The organism is Melioribacter sulfuriphilus (assembly GCF_051488685.1).
Taxonomy (GTDB): domain Bacteria; phylum Bacteroidota; class Ignavibacteria; order Ignavibacteriales; family Melioribacteraceae; genus Melioribacter.
This window is the reverse complement of the sequence record NZ_JBPSEH010000003.1, coordinates 67,030-87,820: the sequence shown is the minus strand read 5'-3', so window position 1 is coordinate 87,820 and position 20,791 is coordinate 67,030. Positions and strand designations below refer to the sequence as shown.

Genomic DNA, 20,791 nt, shown 5'->3' with positions numbered 1-20,791 from the left:
TTATGGTACCCGCGGAAATTTTGAAAAATCGGGTTTTCTTTTTTCATTGTATGCATTCTTGCCTTCTTGCGCTTCGTCAGTCATATAATAGAGCAGAGTGGCATTGCCGGCCAGTTCTTGAATACCAGCCTGACCATCTAATTCTGCATTGAATGCCGATTTTAGAAGTCTAATTGCCAGCGGACTTTTTTCGAGTATTTCTTTCGCCCATTTAACACCTTCCTCTTCGAGTTGATCGACGGGAACAACTTTGTTTACCAATCCCATTTCGTATGCTTCCTGAGCGTTGTATTGACGGCAGAGATACCAGATTTCGCGTGCTTTTTTCTGACCAACAATTCTGGCAAGATAACTGGCTCCAAATCCACCGTCGAAACTTCCCACTTTCGGACCGGTTTGACCAAAAATTGCATTGTCAGCTGCAATTGTAAGGTCGCAAACTACGTGAAGCACGTGACCTCCTCCAATTGCATATCCAGCAACCAGCGCAATTACAGGTTTAGGAATGCTCCTGATTTGTTTTTGAACATCGAGAATATTCAAACGTGGAACACCGTCTTTTCCAACGTAGCCCTTATCGCCACGTACCGATTGATCGCCTCCAGAACAAAAAGCATACTTACCATCTTTTGCTGGACCTTTGCCTGTCAAAAGAATCACTCCAATTGAAGAATCCTCTCGAGCATCATTAAATGCATCGTATAATTCTTTTGTGGTTTCAGGGCGGAATGCATTTCTTTTTTCAGGACGGTTAATCGTAATTTTGGCAATGCCATCCATCTTTTCGTAAATAATATCCTGATAATCTTTGGCTTTTATCCAGTTAAACTTCATGATATTTTTCCGTCGATAATTTTTGATAAATATGTGTTGAGTAAATTTACAAAATCTTCAGGCTTTTCTAAATGTACGTTGTGACCTGCACCTTCCACTGTTTTGTGTATCGAGTTTCGAATCATTTTATTCATTCTTAATGAGATTTCCGTATACTTATAATCTAAACTTCCACTGATTAAAAGCACAGGGAAATTAATGTCTTTAAGTTTAGACCAGTAACTTGGCATTAAACCATTACTGAATCCCATCAGTGAGTTAGATAAACCAATAACATTATTTTTTTTTCTTTCGTTCTTGATTTGTTCGAAGTTTTTAAGTTTTTTCAAATTTTCGAACAGTGGCTGGTCGAACCAAAACTCCAGGAAGGTATCGATACCATTACTTTTAATTTTTTCAGCAAGAAGAAAATCGTGCTCGACTCTATCTTTTTTCTCATTATAATCTTCAATTCCAGCTGACGAGCTTTCGAGAATAAGCGCAAGTAGATTGCCGGGATATTTCAAAGCATAGGAGAGTGCGGCTCTTCCTCCCATTGAATATCCGCAAAGAATAAAATGATCATAACCCAGATATTTCATCAGTACGTCGATATGTTTTACTATTGTGCTGCAAGTATAGAAATTCGGATCGTCGGGAGAATCTGACTTACCATGTCCTACCAGGTCGATAGCAATGGGAAAATAAGAGGGGTGCAATCTGTTCATCAGGAATTTCCAATCGTTCGAACTGCCTGTAAAACCGTGAATGAACAGGATGGGAATTCCAGAAGAATTTCTACCTTCACCTGTAATATAGTTAATATGGATGTTATCTATTTTCAGCCTCATCAATTAAGAAGTCGATTTTCTCTGCTATCTTTTGCCAGAATTTCGTCCTTAATATTTTTGAATCGCCGGCATCGCTTTTAACTTCGATTACAGTGAGACGGCGGTTTGTGTAGGAAGCTTTCAGATACTGGATAAACTTTGCTTTGGAACTTGCAGTAATAAATTTACCGCCATATGCTTCGACAAATTTACGAAAGTTTAGATTAAGAGGTGCAATAAAATTTTCTTTGCAGATTTTTTTATAACGTGAAATAGGAAGCGATTCAAAAATGCCTCCGCCATTGTTATTGATTAAAATAACTGTCAGTGGAATTCCGAACTTCATTGAATTGTGGAGTCCATTCATATCGTGATAAAAAGCCATATCGCCTGTGATCAATAAAGTAGGTGATTTTGAAACAGCAGAAATGCCGAGCGCCGTCGAAGTTATCCCGTCAATTCCACTTGCGCCACGATTGCAATGTAATGTTATTTTGTTATTTTGATTCGATGCAAAAAAATCACTGTCCCTTATTGGCAGACTATTTGAAACCATTACATCAAATTCACCTTTAAGATTTTCGAATACAGTGGCGGGTATTAATCCTTCAAAAGAAATTTTACTCTTTTTGAAGAACGATTTTTTTATCTCTTCAGCTTCTTTATTCAGCTTAATAATTTTATTGAACCATCGGTTGTCAGGATTGCCCTTTAAAGTTTCGAGCGCTTTGATACAAAAGTTATATGGTTGCATGTTCAGTATTGTTCTGGCAGTCAATGAAGGATCAAACCTATCGCCATAGCGATTAATTAGGATTTTTTTGGCCGATGAATCTCTGAAAAAATGAAGCACGATGTTTGAAGTGGGCGTACCTCCAAACTGCAAAATAATTTCAGGGTTGAAAAAGTTCCTGAATTTTTTTGAATGGAGCAGCGAAGTCAAATTTTCGATTATCGTATCTTTACGATGATTTCCAAATCGGTAACCCGAGGCTGCGTCGGCATAAATTGGATAACCGAGTTTTTTCGACAATCGTATTACTGCTTTTATAAATTTTGCATCGTAATTGTTGTAACCAAGCAAAATGAGTCCCCGACGATGGCTCTCAAGATTATCGATTATACTGTTGAATTTAACAATGTCGTTTATTTGGGGTTTTAACTCAGGAAGCTTAATTGTAGATAATTTATCGAGCAAAGCGCTCTCTATTTTGTCCGTGTAAGAATCGGGTTCAAAAGGTTTGGCAAACGGGAAATTGATGTGCACAGGACCTCTATCGTAATAATAAGAAGTGTTGAACAGTTCATCCGCTGTATTTATTAATGATAACAAGCTCGCATATTTAACGTCAGGAAGTCCGGCATCCTTAAATAATCTTATGTGATTTCGAAATATGTTATCCTGATTGATTGTCTGGTTTGCACCTGAATTACGGAGTTCTGGAGGTCTGTCGGCAGTGCAAACAATTAAAGGAACACGCTGATAAAAAGCCTCGATTATAGCAGGGTAAATTTCGGCAACTGCCGTACCGGATGTAACTACAATAGCAGAAGGATAGCCAGTTTTTTTTGACATACCGAGTGCAAAAAAAGCTGCTGAACGTTCGTCCACTATCTGAAATGTTTTTATTTTTTTAGAATTTGTGAATGCCAGTGTTAATGGAGTGCTGCGAGAGCCCGGTGAGATTGTGGCATTCTTAACTCCCAATTTCTCAAGCCGCTTTACGAAAAGTTCACTCCAGAGAGTGTTTCGATTAACAGATATTTTCATGAATAAAATAAATTAAGTATAGGTTTTAATTTTAGTTCTGTTTCTTTAAACTCTTCCATGCTATCCGAACCAGCGACAATTCCGCATCCGGCAAAAAGATATAATTGATTATTTTTTATTAATCCGGAACGTATTGAAACTGTCAACTCTGCATTACCTTCAACGTCTTTCCAGCCTAAAATGCCGGCATAAAGTCCTCTATCAAACATTTCTGACTTTTCAATTAGTTCAAGAGCTCGTTCCCTTGGTAAACCACAAACCGCAGGTGTCGGAAAAAGAGACTTTATTAGTTCGTCAGCAGAAACTTCATTACTAATGACTGAAGTTACCGGTGTCCATAGGTGTTGAATGTTTTGTAACTTTTTTATTTTCGGTTTTTCCGGGTAATGAATTTCTGAGCTGAATTTATTTATTTTACCTAAAATATATGAAAGTACCGCATTATGCTCGTATAAATTTTTAGAATCGTTGAGTAATTGAAGGGCTATTGCTTCGTCTTCTTTTTCGTTTTTGCCACGCATGGCAGAACCAGCCAAAGCGTCAATTGATACTTTCTTCTCTCTTATCGAAATAAATTTTTCGGGCGAAGCTCCGAAAAAAATCGAATTGTTTCGACGCCATAAATATATATAACAGTCGGGATAACTTTCCTCCAAACTTGATATTATTTGAGATAGATCCGCTTCTTTTTTAAATGGCTTTACAAGATATCTTGCCAGTACAACTTTATCTATATAACCTTTTTTTATTTGCTCGAGTGCTAAGCTGATTTGTCGATTCCACATGCTATAGTCGACATCTCCGCTGATAAAATTTGTAGATTCGTCGGCTGTCTTTTTATTTTTTGTCAGCTCATTCAATCTTTGGGATAAATAATTTATTGAGTCAATTTTTTTCTGAAGTGCACTGTTGAAGTTGCTTGTCAGGTAGAATTTGTTTTCAAATTTCATTAGAATAAATTCCGGCACAAACCATTCCTCTCTTTCAAAATTGTTCCACAAATTTGTTTTTTGAGGCAGTGGGAACATGGCTCCGCCGAAGAAGGTAGGTACTCGAATATCAAGATTGATTTCATGCCGTGAAATGAATTCTTTCCCTTCAATGAATAAATTTCCGAAGGCAAGGAAAGATTTTTTTTCAGCAAGAGTATTGAAGTAAAACCATGAGTTAATATCTTTTATTTTTTTAAATAAAGATTTGTAACTCTTTTCGTCTATTTCTTCTATATAGGAATAGACTATATTATTACTATACGAGCTTTTAGTGTTGTAAGAATTAATAAAGTGCAAAAAATTTTTATTGTTATATATCAAATTTATTTTTAATTTTCTCATAGAAAAATACTAAAAAAATACTAATTTAGTACCAAAGATAAAGATATATAAAAAGAAAAGAGAGGAATGACAATTTAACTTTTTTTTATCAATTAAATTTTATAAGTTATCATTCAGATGAAAGAAACTCATATTTTTTTCAGAGGGATGGGGACCTGGTTTTATCGATCGTAATAATTAAACTAAGGAGTAAATAATGTCATTAGAAAAAACGGAAGCAGCTTTGAAGCTGATTGAAAAACTGAGCCGTACTGCCGATAAAATTCGTAAGGTCCAGGCAAAATACGTATTCGAGAAAAATTTAACTGCGCCTCAATTTGCAGTTCTCGAAATACTGAGCCGAACCGGTCCGGTGCCATTGAAAAGAATCAGCGACGAAATGATGGTAACCGGTGCCAACATAACCTGCGTCGTCGATAATCTCGAAAAAGAAGGATTTGTACGGCGCATTCATTCTAAAGAGGACAGAAGGGTTATATTGGGCGAGCTTACACCTGAAGGCAGAAAAAAAGTCGAAAGTATTTTGCCTGAGTACACTGAAAAATTAGCCAATCTCACTTCGGGTCTAACTGAAAGCGAGCAAAAACAATTAAGCGCTCTTCTGGACAAATTATTGGTCTAAGCGATATACGATTGAAAGCCATTCGCCCATCGATTTTTTATCGATAGGACGAAATCCGATACTTTTATATCGATTATTGATATCATTCTCATCAGCATTAAGAAGACCGGAAAGTATGGCTAAGCCGGTCTTCTTAACTTTCTTTTTAATTTCGTCGGCTATATCGAGCAAAATATTTTTATTGATGTTGGCCAGTACTATATCGAAATGCCCTTCGTCGATATCAGTTATTTCTCCGAGCACAATTTTTACTTTATCTTCCACACCATTGAGTGCTCTATTTTCATTTCCGTTTAAATGACACCATTCATCGTTGTCAACTCCGATTGCACTTTCTGCTCCTAATTTAACGGCTGTTATGGCAAGTACACCTGTACCTGTTCCAACGTCAAGTACTTTTATGCCTGGTGAAATATACTTTTCTATCATTTCAATCATTAGTTTTGTCGTTTCGTGCTCGCCCGTACCAAAAGACATTTTGGGATCGATTGTTATTACTATTTGATCTTCACGCGCATTGTATTCTTTGAATGAAGGTTTAATAACTATTTTGTCGGTCACTTCTATTACCCTTACATTCTTTTCGTATTCCTCGTTCCAGTTCTTGTTTTCTAATTCGGTCTCAGATAAATCGTAACTTTCTATCAAGTTATTTTTTACAGACTCATCCAGAACTTTTTTAAAATCATCGATAGAAATTTGTGTCGAAGTATCGTAGTAAATTATTAATGAAGTTTCCGTTTCATTGATTCCTTCGATTGGAAGATTCCATAATAAACCGCTTAGCAATTCGTAATTACGAGGAATTGCAGTAAGTATGACTTGTTTATAATTTTTCATTCTCGTCCTGTCTTTTTTGATAATAATTCTATTATTTTTTCCTGAATATTAAAAGCTTCTTTTCTCCTGTTTGTGAAATTCTGGAAAAAAAGTGTAACCGCCAGTAGATGATTGTTGTTATCGCGTATAAAACCGCTCAGGTTGCTAATTCCGCTTAATGTTCCGGTCTTTCCTCTAAAACGGCGACGGAGGTCGGGTGTTGTCATCCTGTTTTTTATTGTCCCGTCGTAGCCGGCAATGGGAAGCATGTTGTATATCTTCACAAAAATGTCGGGCTCATCATTATATAAATATTGCCACAGTTTTGTGATAGTTTCGGCGTTAATCAAATTGTAAAACGACAATCCCGAACCATCTACAATTCTATATTGGTCTTTATCGATCCCGATTAAAGACATTAGACTGTCGATTAATGCAAGCCCTTTTTCGGTTGAGTAAGGTGGATTATAACAACACGAAGAAATTATTTTTAATATCGATTCGGCGCATAAATTGTCGCTTTCCTTGAGCATTTGAGTAAGTACCGTATCGATGTGCCTCTTTATTTCAAATGATCTTTCATCGCAGTTGTCATGCTTTTTAAAGTCGACATTGCCTTTAAAATTAATTCCCGCCTGGTGGAGAAGTTCCACAAAACGATTTAAAGAAAATTTGTTTGGATTATTGATGCTGATCTTAATAGTGTCGGAACTGAATTCAGAATTAATATGGCCATTCAATTTAATTACTATTGTATCGTTGTGTAAAAATCGCTGCGGCTCAATGCTATTTTTACATTCTTCAGCATATTTGAGATTGTCGATAATTTTGATATGGCGGGATTCCATAAGTGGACGTACAATTGTACCTCTCTCGTTTCTCTCTATTGCAATTGATATTGAATTGCCATTCAAATTAAACGCAGAAACATAAGGTGCAAAAGAATAAGGATCGTCGTCCCACATCCATCCTTTGCCCCATTTTGATGAATCGACTACCGTTATATCAGCAAAAATATTGCCTTGTATCGAATTGATGCCTCTGTTTTTCAGTTCGGCTATAAATGTCAATAAATCTCTATCTGTCAAAAGAGGATCGGCTGAGCATTTTATAAAAATGTCGCCATAATAAACTGAGTCATGAAAAACACCGTGTGTATGAAATTCGGTTGAAAATTCAAAGTCGCTGTTGAAAATAAGTGCAGCCGCCGCTGTAAATAGTTTTGTAATTGAAGCAGGTCTCAGAAGAAGTTTATTATTGACTTCGTATAAATTGACGTCCTCAGTCAAGTCATAGACTTCTACTGCGGCTATTGTATTATTAAAAAATGGACTGGCAAGAATTGAATCAAGTTGAGACGCTGTCTTATTTTCTAATTTCTGTGAATAGATGGAGGAACAGAAAAATGTTATTACTAATATTAATTTTATCTTCACTTTATCATCTAAAAATATTCTCTTTCCCTGAAATCGACTCCGAGTTCTTCGACGACAAATTTCTTAGCTCGTTCGGCGTCTACACCGTTGATGCCTACGATTGACATTACCACCCGTGAATATTTTTTAGCTTTGCGAGCAAAGTCGAGCATTTCTGCGTGCATTGAAGGATCGACTCGCATCAATTTTGCGTATTGCTCGGGGTCGACAGAGTTCAAACTTATCGATACTACGTCAATTAAATTTTCCAGTTCAGGAGTTATATCTCTTTTGTTGATGAAATTTCCGTGTCCGTCTGTATTTAGTCGTGTTTTACCGCCATTTTCTTTTACGTAACGTGCAATTTCTTTTACGACATCCCATCTAATTGTGGGCTCGCCGTAGCCGCAAAATACAACTTCCTTATATTGTTTTGGGTCGCCAATTTCTTTTATGTAGACGTGGGCTTCGGGTTCTTCCGATTTTTTCATTTTAAGATTATAGCCGTTAATCACCGCATCGCCCTTCCTGTCGCAAAAGATGCAGTCTGCGTTGCAACGGTTGGTTACATTAATGTAAAGTGAATTTCCTATTTTATACGTGAAACTAAGTTTCGGCTTCATTCCGATACCAAAAAGTTTAAATGCATTATAAGAAGTAGTCCTTGCGACGTCTTCAACTGTTAATTGATGAATTTCCGCAATCTTTTCGGCAATTAATCTTATATAAGAGGGTTCATTTCTTTTACCTCTGTGAGGTTCAGGTGTCATGAACGGCGAGTCGGTTTCAAGAAGCATATTTTCGACGGTAATCTTTTTCACGATATTTCTGAGTGTATTGGCTTTACTGAATGTTATATTCCCTGTAAAAGAAACGAAATGCCTCAGTTCTATTAATCTGCGGGCTTCTTCCAGACTCCCTGAATAACAATGGAACTGACCTTTGAGAGGAGTGTCTTTATATTTTTCGATAATCTTCATTAAATCTTCGGAAGCTTCGCGGTTGTGTACGATTATTGGAAGTTTCAGTTCGAGTGCTAATTCAATTTGAGCTTCGAAAGCTTTGATTTGTTTTTCTCTGGGAGAAAAATCGTAATAATAATCGAGACCAATTTCGCCAATTGCAACAACTTTTTTGTGTTTCGATAATTCTCTTAAGTTATCGACCAGTGAATCGTTCCATTCATTTGTATCGTGTGGATGGATACCGACAGCTGCATATATGAAGTCATATTTTTCTGCAAGATCGATTGCCTGAGCCGCCGATGCAAGGTCGGTTGCAGGTACAAGGATATAATCGACGCCAGCCTGTCGTGCTTTCTGGATTACATTTTCGAGGTCGTCATTAAAATTGGGATAGAATAAATGAGCATGTGTATCTATATACATTTTTATAACTTCCTATGGTTATACAATTTCACCAATGATTATACCGTTTTCACCTATCGATTTGAGCAATTCGAGAGCTTTATCTGTGTCGTTTTTATCCAGAATGGCAATTAAACCAATGCCTAAATTAAAAACGTGTCTCATTTCAGCATCGTCGATTTCTCCGATTTTCTGAATTAGTTTAAATATCGGTGGAACCTCCCACGCATTCCAATCAATTTTAATCGAAAGGTTTTCAGGAACAACTCTTTTTGTATTGCCTATTATTCCGCCGCCGGTAATGTGAGAAAAGGCGGCAATTGTCAGGTTTTCTTTTAATAGATTAATCGTTTTTAAGTACGACTTATGAATTTTCAGAAGTTCCTCGCCTAAAGTGCCTTCGAATTCGTCAAATTTATCTTCTGGTTTGTACTTGTCGAAGAGAACTTTACGAGCAAGCGAATATCCGTTTGTATGTAATCCTGTTGAAGGAAGTCCGATAAGTTGGTCTCCTTTTTTTACAGTTGAGCCGTCGATTATTTTTTCTTTCTCAACAATGCCTACGATAGTACCCGATAAGTCATATTCATCAGGAGAATAAAGTCCGGGCATTTCAGCGGTTTCACCTCCAATAAGAGCAACTCCATTTTCTTTGCATGCGACCGAAAATCCTTTAATAATTTGTTCGGCTTTTTCGGGCTCAAGTTTTCCGAATGCCAGATAATCCATAAAATATTGGGGTTCGGCGCCACAAACGGCGATGTCGTTGACGCAATGGTTTACCAGATCCTGCCCGATAGTATCATGCCGGTTCATTTTAAAAGCAATTTTAATTTTTGTACCTACGCCGTCAACGCTTGAAACGAGTACGGGATTTTTCCAGCGATTCAAATCAATTTGATAAAAAGCTCCGAAGTGTCCTATTCCACTCAATACGTTTTTGTTAAATGTTGATTTTGCATATCCTTTAATTTTTTCGACAGTCTTTTCGCCAGCTTCGATACTAACCCCGGCTTCTTTGTAATTAATTGCCACTTTGTCGATCCCCGATTATTTTTATTTGCAAATATAAGCATTAAAATTGGAAACTTTCCTCTGTCTCAGTTTGTAACACGCAACGCCTGATTGTAGTTTTTATCTAATAATGTATAATTCTATTAAATTTGGTATTTTTGCAGGTACGATCTTAAGTAGTATGGTAAAGTTATGTCAGACTATCAATTGAAGGATAGAGAAAAGGCAATACTGAGGTTTGTGATTCATCAATTTATTATGACTGCAAGTCCAGTCGGTTCGAGGAATATTTCTAAAAAGTACAATATCGGGCTTTCGCCGGCAACAATAAGGAATATTATGGCGGATCTCGAAGAATTAGGATACCTCGATCATCCCCACACTTCAGCTGGTCGTGTTCCGACTGACAAAGGATATCGTGTCTATGTCGATTCTTTGATGGAGCCGCCTTATCTTGATAGTAAAATTAAAGAGGTTATCGATACAAATCTAAGCGCTCGTTCTTCTTTTGAAACCGAGGATTTACTCACTATAACCTCGACCATATTGAGTAATCTTACAGACCAGCTTGCAATGGTTACCTATCCTAAAATTGAACAGGCAAAGCTCGAAAGAATTCAAATTGTCCGGTTGTCATCAACAAGAATTTTAGTCGTTGTAGCCATTGAGTCAGGCTTGATAAGAACCATAACACTTGAACTCGATGCTGAAATTGACGAAGAAAATATTGACGCAGTCGAATATTACCTGAACGAGCGGCTCGCGGGATTAAAATTTTCTGAAATCCGCGCAACTATCGCTGAAAGAATTAAGGATATTGAGGAAACGAAATATAAACCAATTGTCCGTGTTTTTCTCGATTCAGTAGATCGTATTTTTACGGATATTAGCAGCGATAAAGTGGTGGTTAAAGGAGCTCAGAATATCCTGAAGCAGCCCGAATTTGCTGACCATGAACAACTCCAGAGCGTTATTGAACTGATTGAAAATAAAGATATCATAATTCACGTGCTCGATAAAAAAAGACAATCCCATAAAGACGACCTGGTAATTACAATTGGTAAAGAAAATCAGGATGAAAAACTGAGCGAATACAGTATGATTACTAAGGAATATAAAATTGGCGACCTTGAAGGAACTGTTGGAATTATGGGTCCAAAGAGAATGAACTATTCGAAAATCATTGCTGCGGTGGTTTATGTAGCCAACCAATTAACCGAGGAGTTAACAAAACAGAGATGACTATGAAAAAGAAGACCGTCAAAAAAGAAACAGAAGAAGTTAAAATAAATCAAGAAAAGGAAATCAAAGAATCAGAACAAACTCAGACCACAACCGAGTCTCAAAATGAAGAAAACGAAAAGGAGAAAGACATTATTAAAGAATTAAATGAAAAATTAGAACAACTCGAAAAAGAAAATTCTGAATTAAAAGATACTCTTTTAAGAAAAGTAGCAGAATTCGAAAACTACAAAAGACGCACGGAACAAGATCAGCTCAATATAATTAAATATGCAGCAGAGCCGTTCATTAAAAGTATTCTAACTGTCTACGACGACCTGCAGCGCTCGCTGTCGCATATTAACGATATTAATAATTATGATGCGATGAAGAAGGGACTCGAGCTGGTATTCGAGAAATTTACAAAAACACTGGAAGCTCAAGGAGTAAAAAAAATAGATGCCAAAGGTCAACCTTTTGACTTCGAAATGCACGAAGCTTTGATGCAACAGCCTGTCGAAGGTTTGCCTCCTCACACAGTTGTCGACGTTGTTGAGCCAGGGTACATTTACAAAGATAAAGTAATTCGACATGCCAAAGTGATAGTAAGTGCTGATTCTCCTGAAAATCAAAATAACGAGGAAGGAAAATAATATGGCCAAAAGAGATTATTATGAAATATTGGGTGTGAGCAGGGACGCTTCAGAGGAAGAAATTAGAAAAGCATATCGCAAGCTGGCAATGCAATATCATCCCGACCGCAATCCTGGAGATAAAGATGCCGAAGAAAAATTCAAAGAAGCTGCCGAAGCTTATGAAGTTTTGAGTAATGCCGAAAAGAGAGCTAAGTATGACCGCTTCGGTCACAGCGGATTGAAAGGTGGTCAGGACTTTCACGGATTTGACAACGTCAGCGATATCTTCAGTCATTTCTCGGATATATTCGGAGGGGCATTTGGTGGTTCTTCAATATTTGATGACTTCTTTGGCGGCACGTCTACTAGAAGGACTCAAAGACGTTCTACAGGTACTCCAGGTTCCGATATTAAAATAAATCTAAAACTAACACTCGAAGAGATAGCGAGAGGCACAACCAAGAAAATTAAACTCAAAAAGTATATGAAGTGTGACGCCTGCGGAGGCACAGGTGCTAAAGCTGGAACGGGATATAGAACTTGTAGCGTATGTAACGGCAGCGGAGAAATACGTCAAGTATCCAAATCGATCTTTGGACAGTTCGTAAATATAACCACGTGTAATAATTGCGGAGGCTCAGGAAAAGTTGTTGCAGAACCGTGCTCAAAATGCTCTGGCGAGGGAAGAATCTATGGAGAGACTACAATTAAAGTTAATGTGCCAGCCGGAGTGCATGATGGCAGTTATATGACTCTACGCGGTGAAGGAAATGTTGGAAAAAATGGTGGTCCTGCAGGCGATATTATAGTCGTTTTTCAGGAACAACCACATGAATTCTTTTCTCGAGAGGGCGACGACGTTATATACGAACTTACAATTAGTTTTCCCGAAGCTGTACTTGGAACGGAAGTGGAAGTGCCGACTTTAACGGGAAGAGCCAAACTTAAAATTGAACCCGGAATTCAACCCGGCAAATTTCTACGCATGAGAGAAAAAGGAATTCAGCACCTCAATAGCCATGGAGCAGGCGACCAGTTAGTACGCATCAATATACATGTCCCAAATAAAGTCAATGCAAGGGAAAAAGAACTCTTGAAAGAGTTGATGAATATGCCAAATATAAAAGTGGATAATTGACATTTGTATATTATTAAATTATAACTTAAATTAGTACTAAACTTTGGTTGAGGTGCGTAATAGGGCTAATTTACAATTTCACGCGTAAACTCGGGTTTACTCAGTCAGAAATCCGGGTTATCTTTTATCTAATTTTCTTTCTGATTATCGGGGGCGTATTCAATTATTACCTCAGAACACACGGCAATAAAGCCTTGCTCTATAATTATAAGCAAGACGACAGCTTATTTTTAAACAACATAGAGTTAGATGACCTGGTCAATGAATCAAAAATAATCGAAAATAGTGTTGATATTAAACAGGAACTTTTAGATTTTAGAAAGGCTAAAATTCGGGTTAATAAGAATAATACGGCAGAATCTGAGTTTGTCGCCGTAAATATTAACAATGCAGGTATTGACGAACTCATTAAGCTGCCAGGCATCGGACTTAAAACAGCCGAAGCCATAGTCCAATACAGAAACAAATACGGCAAATTTAATTCAATTGAAGATTTGCTGAAAGTAAAAGGTATTGGAATCTCAAAACTCGAGACGATAAAAGACAAAATTATTGTAAAAAAAGAAGATTTATCGGAGGAATAATGTCTTACAAGTCTGAACCATGGTACATCCATGCAATACTCTATGCAATTATAGCTGTTCTGGTCTTTGTATTAATAAAAGTAGCTTATCTCGATCCGAAGACAGTTCTTGAAAAGGAGCAATTCTTTAAACAAGAATCGCGCCTTAGAATGTCGAATCTGAGAGCCGCTGAAAGACTATGGCACAAAAAGTACAATCGTTACACCGATTCGATCGACAGTCTGATAGCTTTCCTGAAAAATGACCCTTCGGTTAAGAAAGCAATTGAAGGTGTCGATTCGATTACGGGAAAATCCACAAATCCATTTGTCAATTTAGCAGATGGAAATCTCGTCTGGGATTCAATAACGCATTCTCCAAAATCTGGTAAACCGTACCTGTTGCAGGTCGATACTTCCATCTCTGCCGATACTATAATTGATCGCAGAGGAAGAATTATTAATATCGATACTATTAGAGTCATTGGTCAAAGGTATTATATCGAATGCCCCGACGGATACGGTACAATTGGAGACCTCAGAAGCGACGCTCTGCAAAATACTGCTTCGTGGGAATAACTTGAGTATCGAGTCGTTGTGTTTCAAAATCATGTAGGCATAAATTTAACTGAATCAAAACTGCAGTTAGTTGAAATAAGCTATAAAAAAAATTCGTTCTTTCTGGAGAATATCGATCAAGCCATACTTGGAAAACCCTTTAAAGTTTATTCCGAAGACGAAAAAGACTGGCAAAAAAAAACACTCGATATTCTCCAGGATGCTTTTAATAAACTCTCCGTTAAAAAACGCATCAATTCCAAATATTCCTCTTTTACACTATCAAATTCTTACTTTACCATTTTCGAACTTCCCTACGAACCTTCGCTTACAAGAAAGGATCTATTGGAACAGCTCAAGTGGGAAATTTCCATTCTTTTCCCTGCCATTGATCCCGAAGAGTTTCTCATTCAATATATTGAAGTTGATAAATCAGAAATTCGCAAAGAAAATAAGTTGATTGTTTTTTTATTAAAGCGTAGTCTGACAAATTTAATTAAACAATTCTGCCTGCAAAACGGACTAACTCTAAAATATATTGATAATGCTCATCTATCGTCCCTTGCATTTTTTTATCTTTCAAAAAAAAAATTCATGGAAAAAATAACGTTCAGTTTTTATATCGAACAGGATTATTCCTCGTTTATGGCACTTGAAGGAGTTACCCCGTTTTATTTCGAAAAATATTATAACCAGAGTGATTTAATAGCCGCTATAGATAACACGGTAGATATGATGTCAAAATTCGGCGTTGACTACGACAAGGTCGATAATTTTGTCATTAGTGGTCAGAGTCTGACCGACGAATTCATCAATAAATTTGGCGAAAAATTTCCGAAGAAAATAATCAAAATCAATCCATTCGAATACTTCGAAACAACAGAACATGTGAAAAAAAATCCTCTCTATCTTTCACAGAGTAATTCATTTACAGCTGCAACTGGTATTGCAATAAGGATTGTTTGAAGATGAGAATAATATCCGGAAAATTCAAAGGCCGAACCATTAAATTTCCTAAATCGAAATTGGTAAGACCAACAACGGACAGAGTTAAAGAATCGATTTTTAATTACCTGAATAATCTTATTGATTTCGAAAATATTAAAGTGTGCGATATTTATGCAGGTTCTGGTTCGCTGGGACTCGAAGCCTTGAGCAGGGGTGCTGCAATTGCTCATTTTGTGGAAAAAGATTTTTTCGTCTCAAAAGTTCTCAAGGAAAACATTGAATCGCTCGGGATGGTGGATTGCACACAAGTATTCAGAATGGACGCTCTTCGGTTTTCGAGCCAGAGCTGGCACGAAGTTTACGATTTGATTTTAGCCGATCCCCCTTTCTTCAAGGACGATATTCACAAAGTTGTCAAAAAAATAATGACGAACCAATTTTTGTCCGATACTGGGATCATGATTGTTGAACGGTCAGTTCAAACATACGATAAAGATAAAGTGGAGTTTGCGTGCGAACCGATAAAAAAAGTAGGCGACAGCTTAATTTATCAGTTTACTTTTCGATGACTTACAATTTTTTGTTATAATTGAGTAATTGATTTTAGATTTGACGGATTAAATATGGCAAAAGTAATTTATCCTGGCACTTTCGACCCCGTTACAAATGGGCATATCGATATAGTTAAACGTGCTAGTGAATTATTTGACGAAGTAGTTGTAACGGTTGCAAACAATCCGATGAAAACAGCGCTCTTCTCAGTTGAAGAACGACTGGAGATGCTTCGGGAAAGTCTTAAAGATTTTAAAAACGTTGAGGTAGATTCTTTCAATGGGTTGGTTGTAGAGCACGCAAAAAATGTAGGCGCTATTGGAATCATAAGGGGGTTGCGAGCGGTGAGCGATTTTGAGTACGAATTTCAAATGGCGTTAATGAATCGCAAGCTTGCCGGCGAAATAACTACAATTTTGCTAATGCCGCATGATAAGTATACTTATCTGAATTCAACTATTGTACGTAATCTTGCTCAATTTCACGGGAATGTATCAGATTTCGTTCCTCCTATAGTCGAGAAAAAGTTAAAAGAAAAATTTGGTTATTAACTATCACATCTCTTTCTCGCCGTAAAGAAGTCTTCCTTCGACAAACAGTCCCGATTCGAGATGACGTTTCCGAATGTAAACAATGCCATCTTCATTGTGAGGCTCTCCATAGACAGTATGAACAGATTTCAAGCCTCCTAAATATTTTCGTGCATCGCACAGATAAACAAGGTCGCCCGGATGAGCTTCCATTTTGTGCATATCTCTTTGAGAAAAATTAATTATATCTTCATTATCATCAGTAATTAATTTCCAGTGTACAAAAACTTTTTCACCTTCGCGTTCGTTTAATTTCCTGCCTTTGAAATATTCTTTCGCCTTATGAATAGACCAGATTGTCAAGCCAGTTGTTTGAGCTTCGGGGTCGTATTTTACATAATGAGTTGTAATCAAAGCTACAAAGAACGACATAATTAGTGAGAGTGAAAAAAGAACTTCTACAGAGGCAAAATCGAGTCGTAATAACGTTACAAGAATGTCGGTAACAATCACAATGCTGCTGAATGCAACCATACCATAGATGATTAAATTATGTTGCTTGTTTTTATAAATTCTCGTCGATAACTTTTTGAGTTGATGCTGAAACATAGTAACCAGAACGGCTAATGCGCCGCATACAATCAGATTGTAAAGTGCGCTCATATAAGTATAAGGATGTACAGGGTCAAATGGAGTGCCGTGAGCAATCGGTCGAATCAATTCATACGGAAAGCGATTGCCCAGCAGCATAAGTGAAATTCCTCCAATTACTGTAGTAACCAATCCTGCAGGGGTATATTTTTTCCAGAAAGCTCCTAAGAAAATGGCAATCATCAAAGGTGGTGTTAGAGTTGCATGGAAAAATGCGTGCGCCTGATAAATTGTAGGATATGAAACAAATGCATAGACGGCAAAAACACCCAGCAAGGTGAAAGCAACCGTCGATAGTCGTGCTATTAACATAGCCTTATTTTCTTCGAGATGTTGGTCTTTGTCGAGTTTCTTAAGCCATATTCTGATTGGCTTGTCTACATCATTTACGTAAATTGCCGAAGCGGCATTAACAAGTGTGCTTACCGTCGACATCAAAGCTGCAGCTATTGCAGCTATTACAAATCCAAAAACTCCTGGTCCGGTCAATATATTTGCTACCAGAACAAAAATTGTGTCGGGATTTGTATCGGGGGGTAAAATGTTTGGATTCATTTCCGAAATTGCTTTTGCAACCCATCCGCCGCCACCAACTACAATGGCAGATATAGGCAGCATAAATAAAATGTTTGCAGCGGCTGCCTTTCTGCCTTCGTGTACATTTTTAGTAGCCATGAATCTCATTATAAGTCCCATATTCATAAACAGGAATCCAACTGAACCTGCAATTGCATCTTCCCAGAAGATTCCAACTGAATTAAATTCAGCTGGCGAGTTATAACCTGCAAAAGGAAGTTTCCAGCTTGTAGGCAATAAATTCCAGAAAGAATCCCATCCACCGACGTAAGAAACACCGAGGAAGAAAACCAACAGTCCGGCAAAAATCAGCATCATACCCTGAACCAGATCAGTAAAGATAACCGCCGTTTGCCCGCCAAAAGTAATATAGGCACCTGTAATAATCGCAGTAATCCAAATTAATCCCATTAAAGTAACATGAAAATTAATGCCTAATATCGACATCGATTCGGGCATCAAAGGTAATATTGCTTTTCCCATTGTAAGAAAACCAATTCCGACATAACCCGTTAAATAGAGTAGCTGTAGAATTGTAACCAGAAATCTCGCTGCAGGCGAAAATCTCCTTTCGAAATATTCCGGTATCGACCTAATTTTTGAATAGACAATTATTGGCAGCCACCCAAACATAAAGAGAGGCACGAAGAACCAATCGTTGATATAAGACATTGAAGAGGAAAAGCCGTATTTAAATCCCATTGCAGAATATTTAACAAAGCTGTGACTGCTAATACCTGTTGCAACAATTGACATGGCGATGAGCCACCAGCTGAAACGCCGTCCGCCAAAGAAAAAATCGTTTGTGTCTTTGTTGTATTTTGCGAAATAAGAGCCAAAAAGAAGCATTGTAATCATGTAAACGACCAGAACAATCCAGTCGGTCTGTGTTCCGATATTAGTCATGTTGTTCATAGTGATCTCATAAATATAGTGCGGCAATAATTAGAAAGGCATGAAGTAGCATAAAATAAAAGTATCCGAATATTAGAGCTTTCCACCAGAATCGATGTCGTTTTTGTCTCATATCAAGTGCTCTGGATTTCCGTATGACAATTAGGCCCATTAAAAAAAAGATTCCACCTCCTGCATAGAGGTAGATAAAAGGCAGCCAAGTATTTACAAAATCGATTTTCATATCAAAACCTTTTAAAATCGTCTTTCAAGTTAGAACGCTTTAAAATTAATCGCAAATTAATTTTGGATAATCCTTTCAAATTTTGAATTGCATCGAGACAATAAAAATGATTGCTTTTAAGTTGATGTGTATCTAAATTAAGCCTCTAAAATTAATTTTTTTCTTAAAACGGAGGTTGTCTTATATGGCTATGATGGCACGGATGAGGAGTTTAGCTCCGTGGTTCATCCTAATGGTTGGCGGTTTGTTTGTTCTTTTTATGGTTATTTCGGATTCACGTGTCCTTGAGTTTTTGGGACAGCAATCGCAAAATGTTGGTTCGATCAATGGAGAAAGTATTTCTTATCAGGAATTTTCCAACATGGTTGAAAGAGCCCGTCAAAACCAGGAACAAGCTACCGGTCAGTCAATAGATGAAAACCAGATGGATTTTTTCAGAGACCAGGTGTGGGATGCTCTGGTTACTCAGAAACTAATCGACGAAAAAATTAAAGAATTTGGGATCGTTGTCACGGATGATGAAGTCAGAGAGGCTTTACTGGGTCCTAATCCGCCCGCAGAACTGAGACAACAATTTACCGATACAACAGGAAATTTCAACAGGCAATTATACGAACAGGCTATGAGGGATCCGCGTAACAAAGAAATTGTCCTCTATTACGAAGATTTGATTAGAGAACAACTCAAACAACGTAAACTTCAGGATTATCTCTTTGCTTCCCTGATTGTAAGTGAACAGGAAATTAAAGACGCTTTCATTAAACAAAACATTAAAATGAAAGCTGATTATATACAATTAAATCCCAATCTAATTCCCGATAAAGATGTTAAGGTTACAGACCAGGAACTTAGAGATTATTACGAACAAAATAAGAAAGAATTCAAGGTGGAACCTGCAAGAAAAATTAAATATGTCCTATTCCGCAGAGTTCCCTCACGACAGGATTCGCTCGGCATTAAAAATAATCTCGAAGCTATAGTCGCTAAATTGAAAGGCGATACAGCTTCCTTTAAATCCTATGTGGATATCTACTCTGATCTACCTTACTCCAAAGATACAGTATCATTAACTTCTATTCCTGCTGAAGCTCAGAACCTGATTTATAACAGCAACGTTGGAGATATTATCGGTCCAGTGGCAACAAGTCAGGGATACATTGTTTATCGCATAGTAGAAAAAATAAACAGCAGTAATCCGACAGTAAGAGCATCGCACATTCTGGTTCGCTCGTCTTCTAATGATGCTGAAGATCTTAAAAAGGCAAATGAAATTTATAACCAGTTAATGAATGGCGCAGATTTTGCAAGTCTGGCTAAAGAAAAATCACAGGATCCTGGAAGCGCATTTAGAGGTGGTGACCTCGGATGGTTTGGTAAAGGACAAATGGTAAAAGAGTTCGAAGATGCGTGCTTCAAGGGTCAGGTTGGAGTGGTTCAAAAACCGATTAAAACCAATTACGGCTACCATATAATTAAAGTAACTGGAAAAACAAACACAGAGTATGTAATTGAAAAAATTGTCAATCGAATTCAGATGTCGGCCTCTTCGCTCGACGATTTGTATCAAAGCGCCTCAGATTTTTCATATATCGCAAAGGAAAACGGTTTCGAGTCGGAAGCAAAATTGATGAACTATAACGTTGTTGAAACACCCCCATTCTATGAAGGAAGTCAATTTATTCCAGGACTTGGTGGTAACAAGGCTCTTGTGAAGTGGGCATTCGAAAACAACGTCGGAGAAATTAGTGATGTTTACAAAGTGCCTGCAGGTTATGTAGTGGCAATGGTTTCCGATAAAATCAAAGCAGGGTTTAAAGAATTCGACGAGGTTAAAGATATTGTTCGCAATCGCGTCTTACGCGAAAAGAAATTCAATAAAGCAATTGCAATTGCCGAAAAAATACGCGCTCGATTGGGCGACAATGGCAACGCCGAAGTTGCAATGGAAGTGTGGGGTGGCGTGCGTATCGATACAACTGGCGAATTCACAGCAGCATCGATCATCCCGAATGTGGGACAGGAATACACATTCACCGAATATTGTCTTAAAGGCGATTTGAATAAATGGTCAAATCCAATTAAAGGGAGCAACGGTGTATATCTTATTAACCTTAGATACAGAACCAAATTTGTGCCCGAAACTTATCAACTCCAAAAAAATGGCCTGGCAATACAACTGCTTAACAGAAAGAAAAATACTTTACTGTCTCAGTGGATCCAGAAATTAAAGGACGAAGCTGACATAGTCGACAATCGTCATCTCTTCTTTAGATGATTTCAACGAGGGGCTTATGCCC

20 protein-coding genes are annotated in these 20,791 nt (G+C 37.5%); 10 read left to right on the top strand and 10 right to left on the bottom strand.

Translation table 11 applies throughout. The annotated features are described in order from the left end of the window. The 4 genes from menB to ACSSV9_RS05450 are packed head-to-tail and all read right to left on the bottom strand — an operon-like array spanning position 1 to position 4,748. A complete protein-coding gene (menB, locus tag ACSSV9_RS05465) occupies positions 1–834 on the bottom strand; it encodes a 1,4-dihydroxy-2-naphthoyl-CoA synthase (RefSeq protein ID WP_437346231.1) in 834 nt (277 codons plus the stop codon). After that, positions 831–1,664 carry a 2-succinyl-6-hydroxy-2,4-cyclohexadiene-1-carboxylate synthase gene (menH, locus tag ACSSV9_RS05460; RefSeq protein ID WP_437346230.1) on the bottom strand — a complete coding sequence of 278 codons (834 nt, stop codon included), beginning with the start codon at positions 1,662–1,664 and terminating at the stop codon, positions 831–833. Before menH ends, menB begins: the two co-directional genes overlap by 4 nt. Then, positions 1,645–3,414, bottom strand: coding sequence for a 2-succinyl-5-enolpyruvyl-6-hydroxy-3-cyclohexene-1-carboxylic-acid synthase (menD, locus tag ACSSV9_RS05455; RefSeq protein WP_437346229.1), 1,770 nt, complete (start codon positions 3,412–3,414; stop codon positions 1,645–1,647). Before menD ends, menH begins: the two co-directional genes overlap by 20 nt. Then, the gene (locus tag ACSSV9_RS05450) at positions 3,411–4,748 is read right to left on the bottom strand and encodes an isochorismate synthase (protein WP_437346228.1); all 1,338 of its coding nucleotides are present in this window, start codon (positions 4,746–4,748) and stop codon (positions 3,411–3,413) included. The genes menD and ACSSV9_RS05450 overlap by 4 nt, the downstream gene beginning before the upstream one ends. Positions 4,749–4,944: 196 nt before the next feature. Here ACSSV9_RS05450 and ACSSV9_RS05445 point away from each other — a divergent pair, with 196 nt between their 5' ends. After that, a complete protein-coding gene (locus ACSSV9_RS05445) occupies positions 4,945–5,370 on the top strand; it encodes a MarR family winged helix-turn-helix transcriptional regulator (RefSeq protein WP_437346227.1) in 426 nt (141 codons plus the stop codon). Here the strand turns inward: ACSSV9_RS05445 and prmA are convergent. Genes prmA through purM form a run of 4 tightly spaced genes read right to left on the bottom strand, consistent with a single transcriptional unit; the run spans position 5,359 to position 10,000 of the window. Then, positions 5,359–6,210, bottom strand: coding sequence for a 50S ribosomal protein L11 methyltransferase (gene prmA, locus ACSSV9_RS05440; protein ID WP_437346226.1), 852 nt, complete (start codon positions 6,208–6,210; stop codon positions 5,359–5,361). The genes ACSSV9_RS05445 and prmA overlap by 12 nt on opposite strands. Then, on the bottom strand, positions 6,207–7,625 hold the full coding sequence (gene dacB / locus ACSSV9_RS05435) for a D-alanyl-D-alanine carboxypeptidase/D-alanyl-D-alanine endopeptidase (RefSeq protein WP_437346225.1): 1,419 nt from the start codon (positions 7,623–7,625) through the stop codon (positions 6,207–6,209). Before dacB ends, prmA begins: the two co-directional genes overlap by 4 nt. Before the next feature lie 8 nt (positions 7,626–7,633). Next, entirely contained in the window at positions 7,634–8,992 is a 1,359-nt protein-coding gene (locus ACSSV9_RS05430; protein WP_437346224.1) for a TatD family hydrolase, read from the bottom strand. An 18-nt stretch (positions 8,993–9,010) separates the two neighbouring features. Continuing rightward, positions 9,011–10,000 (bottom strand): phosphoribosylformylglycinamidine cyclo-ligase, encoded by a 990-nt coding sequence (purM, locus tag ACSSV9_RS05425; RefSeq protein ID WP_437346418.1) that lies wholly within the window; start codon positions 9,998–10,000, stop codon positions 9,011–9,013. Positions 10,001–10,177: 177 nt separating this feature from the next. On the opposite strand from purM, the gene hrcA reads away from it, so the two are divergent. The 8 genes from hrcA to coaD all read left to right on the top strand — a co-directional run bounded on the left by hrcA (position 10,178) and on the right by coaD (position 16,150). Next, complete coding sequence (gene hrcA, locus ACSSV9_RS05420) at positions 10,178–11,227, top strand: heat-inducible transcriptional repressor HrcA (protein WP_437346223.1); 1,050 nt, start codon at positions 10,178–10,180, stop codon at positions 11,225–11,227. A 2-nt stretch (positions 11,228–11,229) separates the two neighbouring features. Then, a complete protein-coding gene (grpE, locus tag ACSSV9_RS05415; protein ID WP_437346222.1) occupies positions 11,230–11,859 on the top strand; it encodes a nucleotide exchange factor GrpE in 630 nt (209 codons plus the stop codon). 1 nt (position 11,860) lies between these two features. Next, on the top strand, positions 11,861–12,979 hold the full coding sequence (gene dnaJ, locus ACSSV9_RS05410; protein ID WP_437346221.1) for a molecular chaperone DnaJ: 1,119 nt from the start codon (positions 11,861–11,863) through the stop codon (positions 12,977–12,979). A 194-nt stretch (positions 12,980–13,173) separates the two neighbouring features. Then, the gene (locus tag ACSSV9_RS05405; RefSeq protein ID WP_437346220.1) at positions 13,174–13,563 is read left to right on the top strand and encodes a ComEA family DNA-binding protein; all 390 of its coding nucleotides are present in this window, start codon (positions 13,174–13,176) and stop codon (positions 13,561–13,563) included. After that, the gene (locus ACSSV9_RS05400) at positions 13,563–14,120 is read left to right on the top strand and encodes a hypothetical protein (RefSeq protein ID WP_437346219.1); all 558 of its coding nucleotides are present in this window, start codon (positions 13,563–13,565) and stop codon (positions 14,118–14,120) included. The genes ACSSV9_RS05405 and ACSSV9_RS05400 overlap by 1 nt, the downstream gene beginning before the upstream one ends. 18 nt (positions 14,121–14,138) lie before the next feature. Beyond that, positions 14,139–15,065, top strand: a complete 927-nt coding sequence (locus ACSSV9_RS05395) for a type IV pilus biogenesis protein PilM (protein WP_437346218.1) — start codon at positions 14,139–14,141, stop codon at positions 15,063–15,065. Positions 15,066–15,067: 2 nt separating this feature from the next. Next, positions 15,068–15,616, top strand: coding sequence for a 16S rRNA (guanine(966)-N(2))-methyltransferase RsmD (gene rsmD / locus ACSSV9_RS05390; protein ID WP_437346217.1), 549 nt, complete (start codon positions 15,068–15,070; stop codon positions 15,614–15,616). A gap of 54 nt (positions 15,617–15,670) precedes the next feature. After that, a complete protein-coding gene (gene coaD / locus ACSSV9_RS05385) occupies positions 15,671–16,150 on the top strand; it encodes a pantetheine-phosphate adenylyltransferase (protein WP_437346216.1) in 480 nt (159 codons plus the stop codon). A gap of 3 nt (positions 16,151–16,153) precedes the next feature. On the opposite strand, the gene ACSSV9_RS05380 is transcribed toward coaD, so the two are convergent. Further along, positions 16,154–18,271, bottom strand: a complete 2,118-nt coding sequence (locus ACSSV9_RS05380) for a sodium:solute symporter family protein (protein ID WP_437346215.1) — start codon at positions 18,269–18,271, stop codon at positions 16,154–16,156. A 7-nt stretch (positions 18,272–18,278) separates the two neighbouring features. Next, a complete protein-coding gene (locus ACSSV9_RS05375; RefSeq protein WP_437346214.1) occupies positions 18,279–18,494 on the bottom strand; it encodes a hypothetical protein in 216 nt (71 codons plus the stop codon). 184 nt (positions 18,495–18,678) lie between these two features. On the opposite strand from ACSSV9_RS05375, the gene ACSSV9_RS05370 reads away from it, so the two are divergent. Continuing rightward, the gene (locus tag ACSSV9_RS05370) at positions 18,679–20,769 is read left to right on the top strand and encodes a peptidylprolyl isomerase (protein ID WP_437346213.1); all 2,091 of its coding nucleotides are present in this window, start codon (positions 18,679–18,681) and stop codon (positions 20,767–20,769) included. Positions 20,770–20,791: the final 22 nt, after the last annotated feature.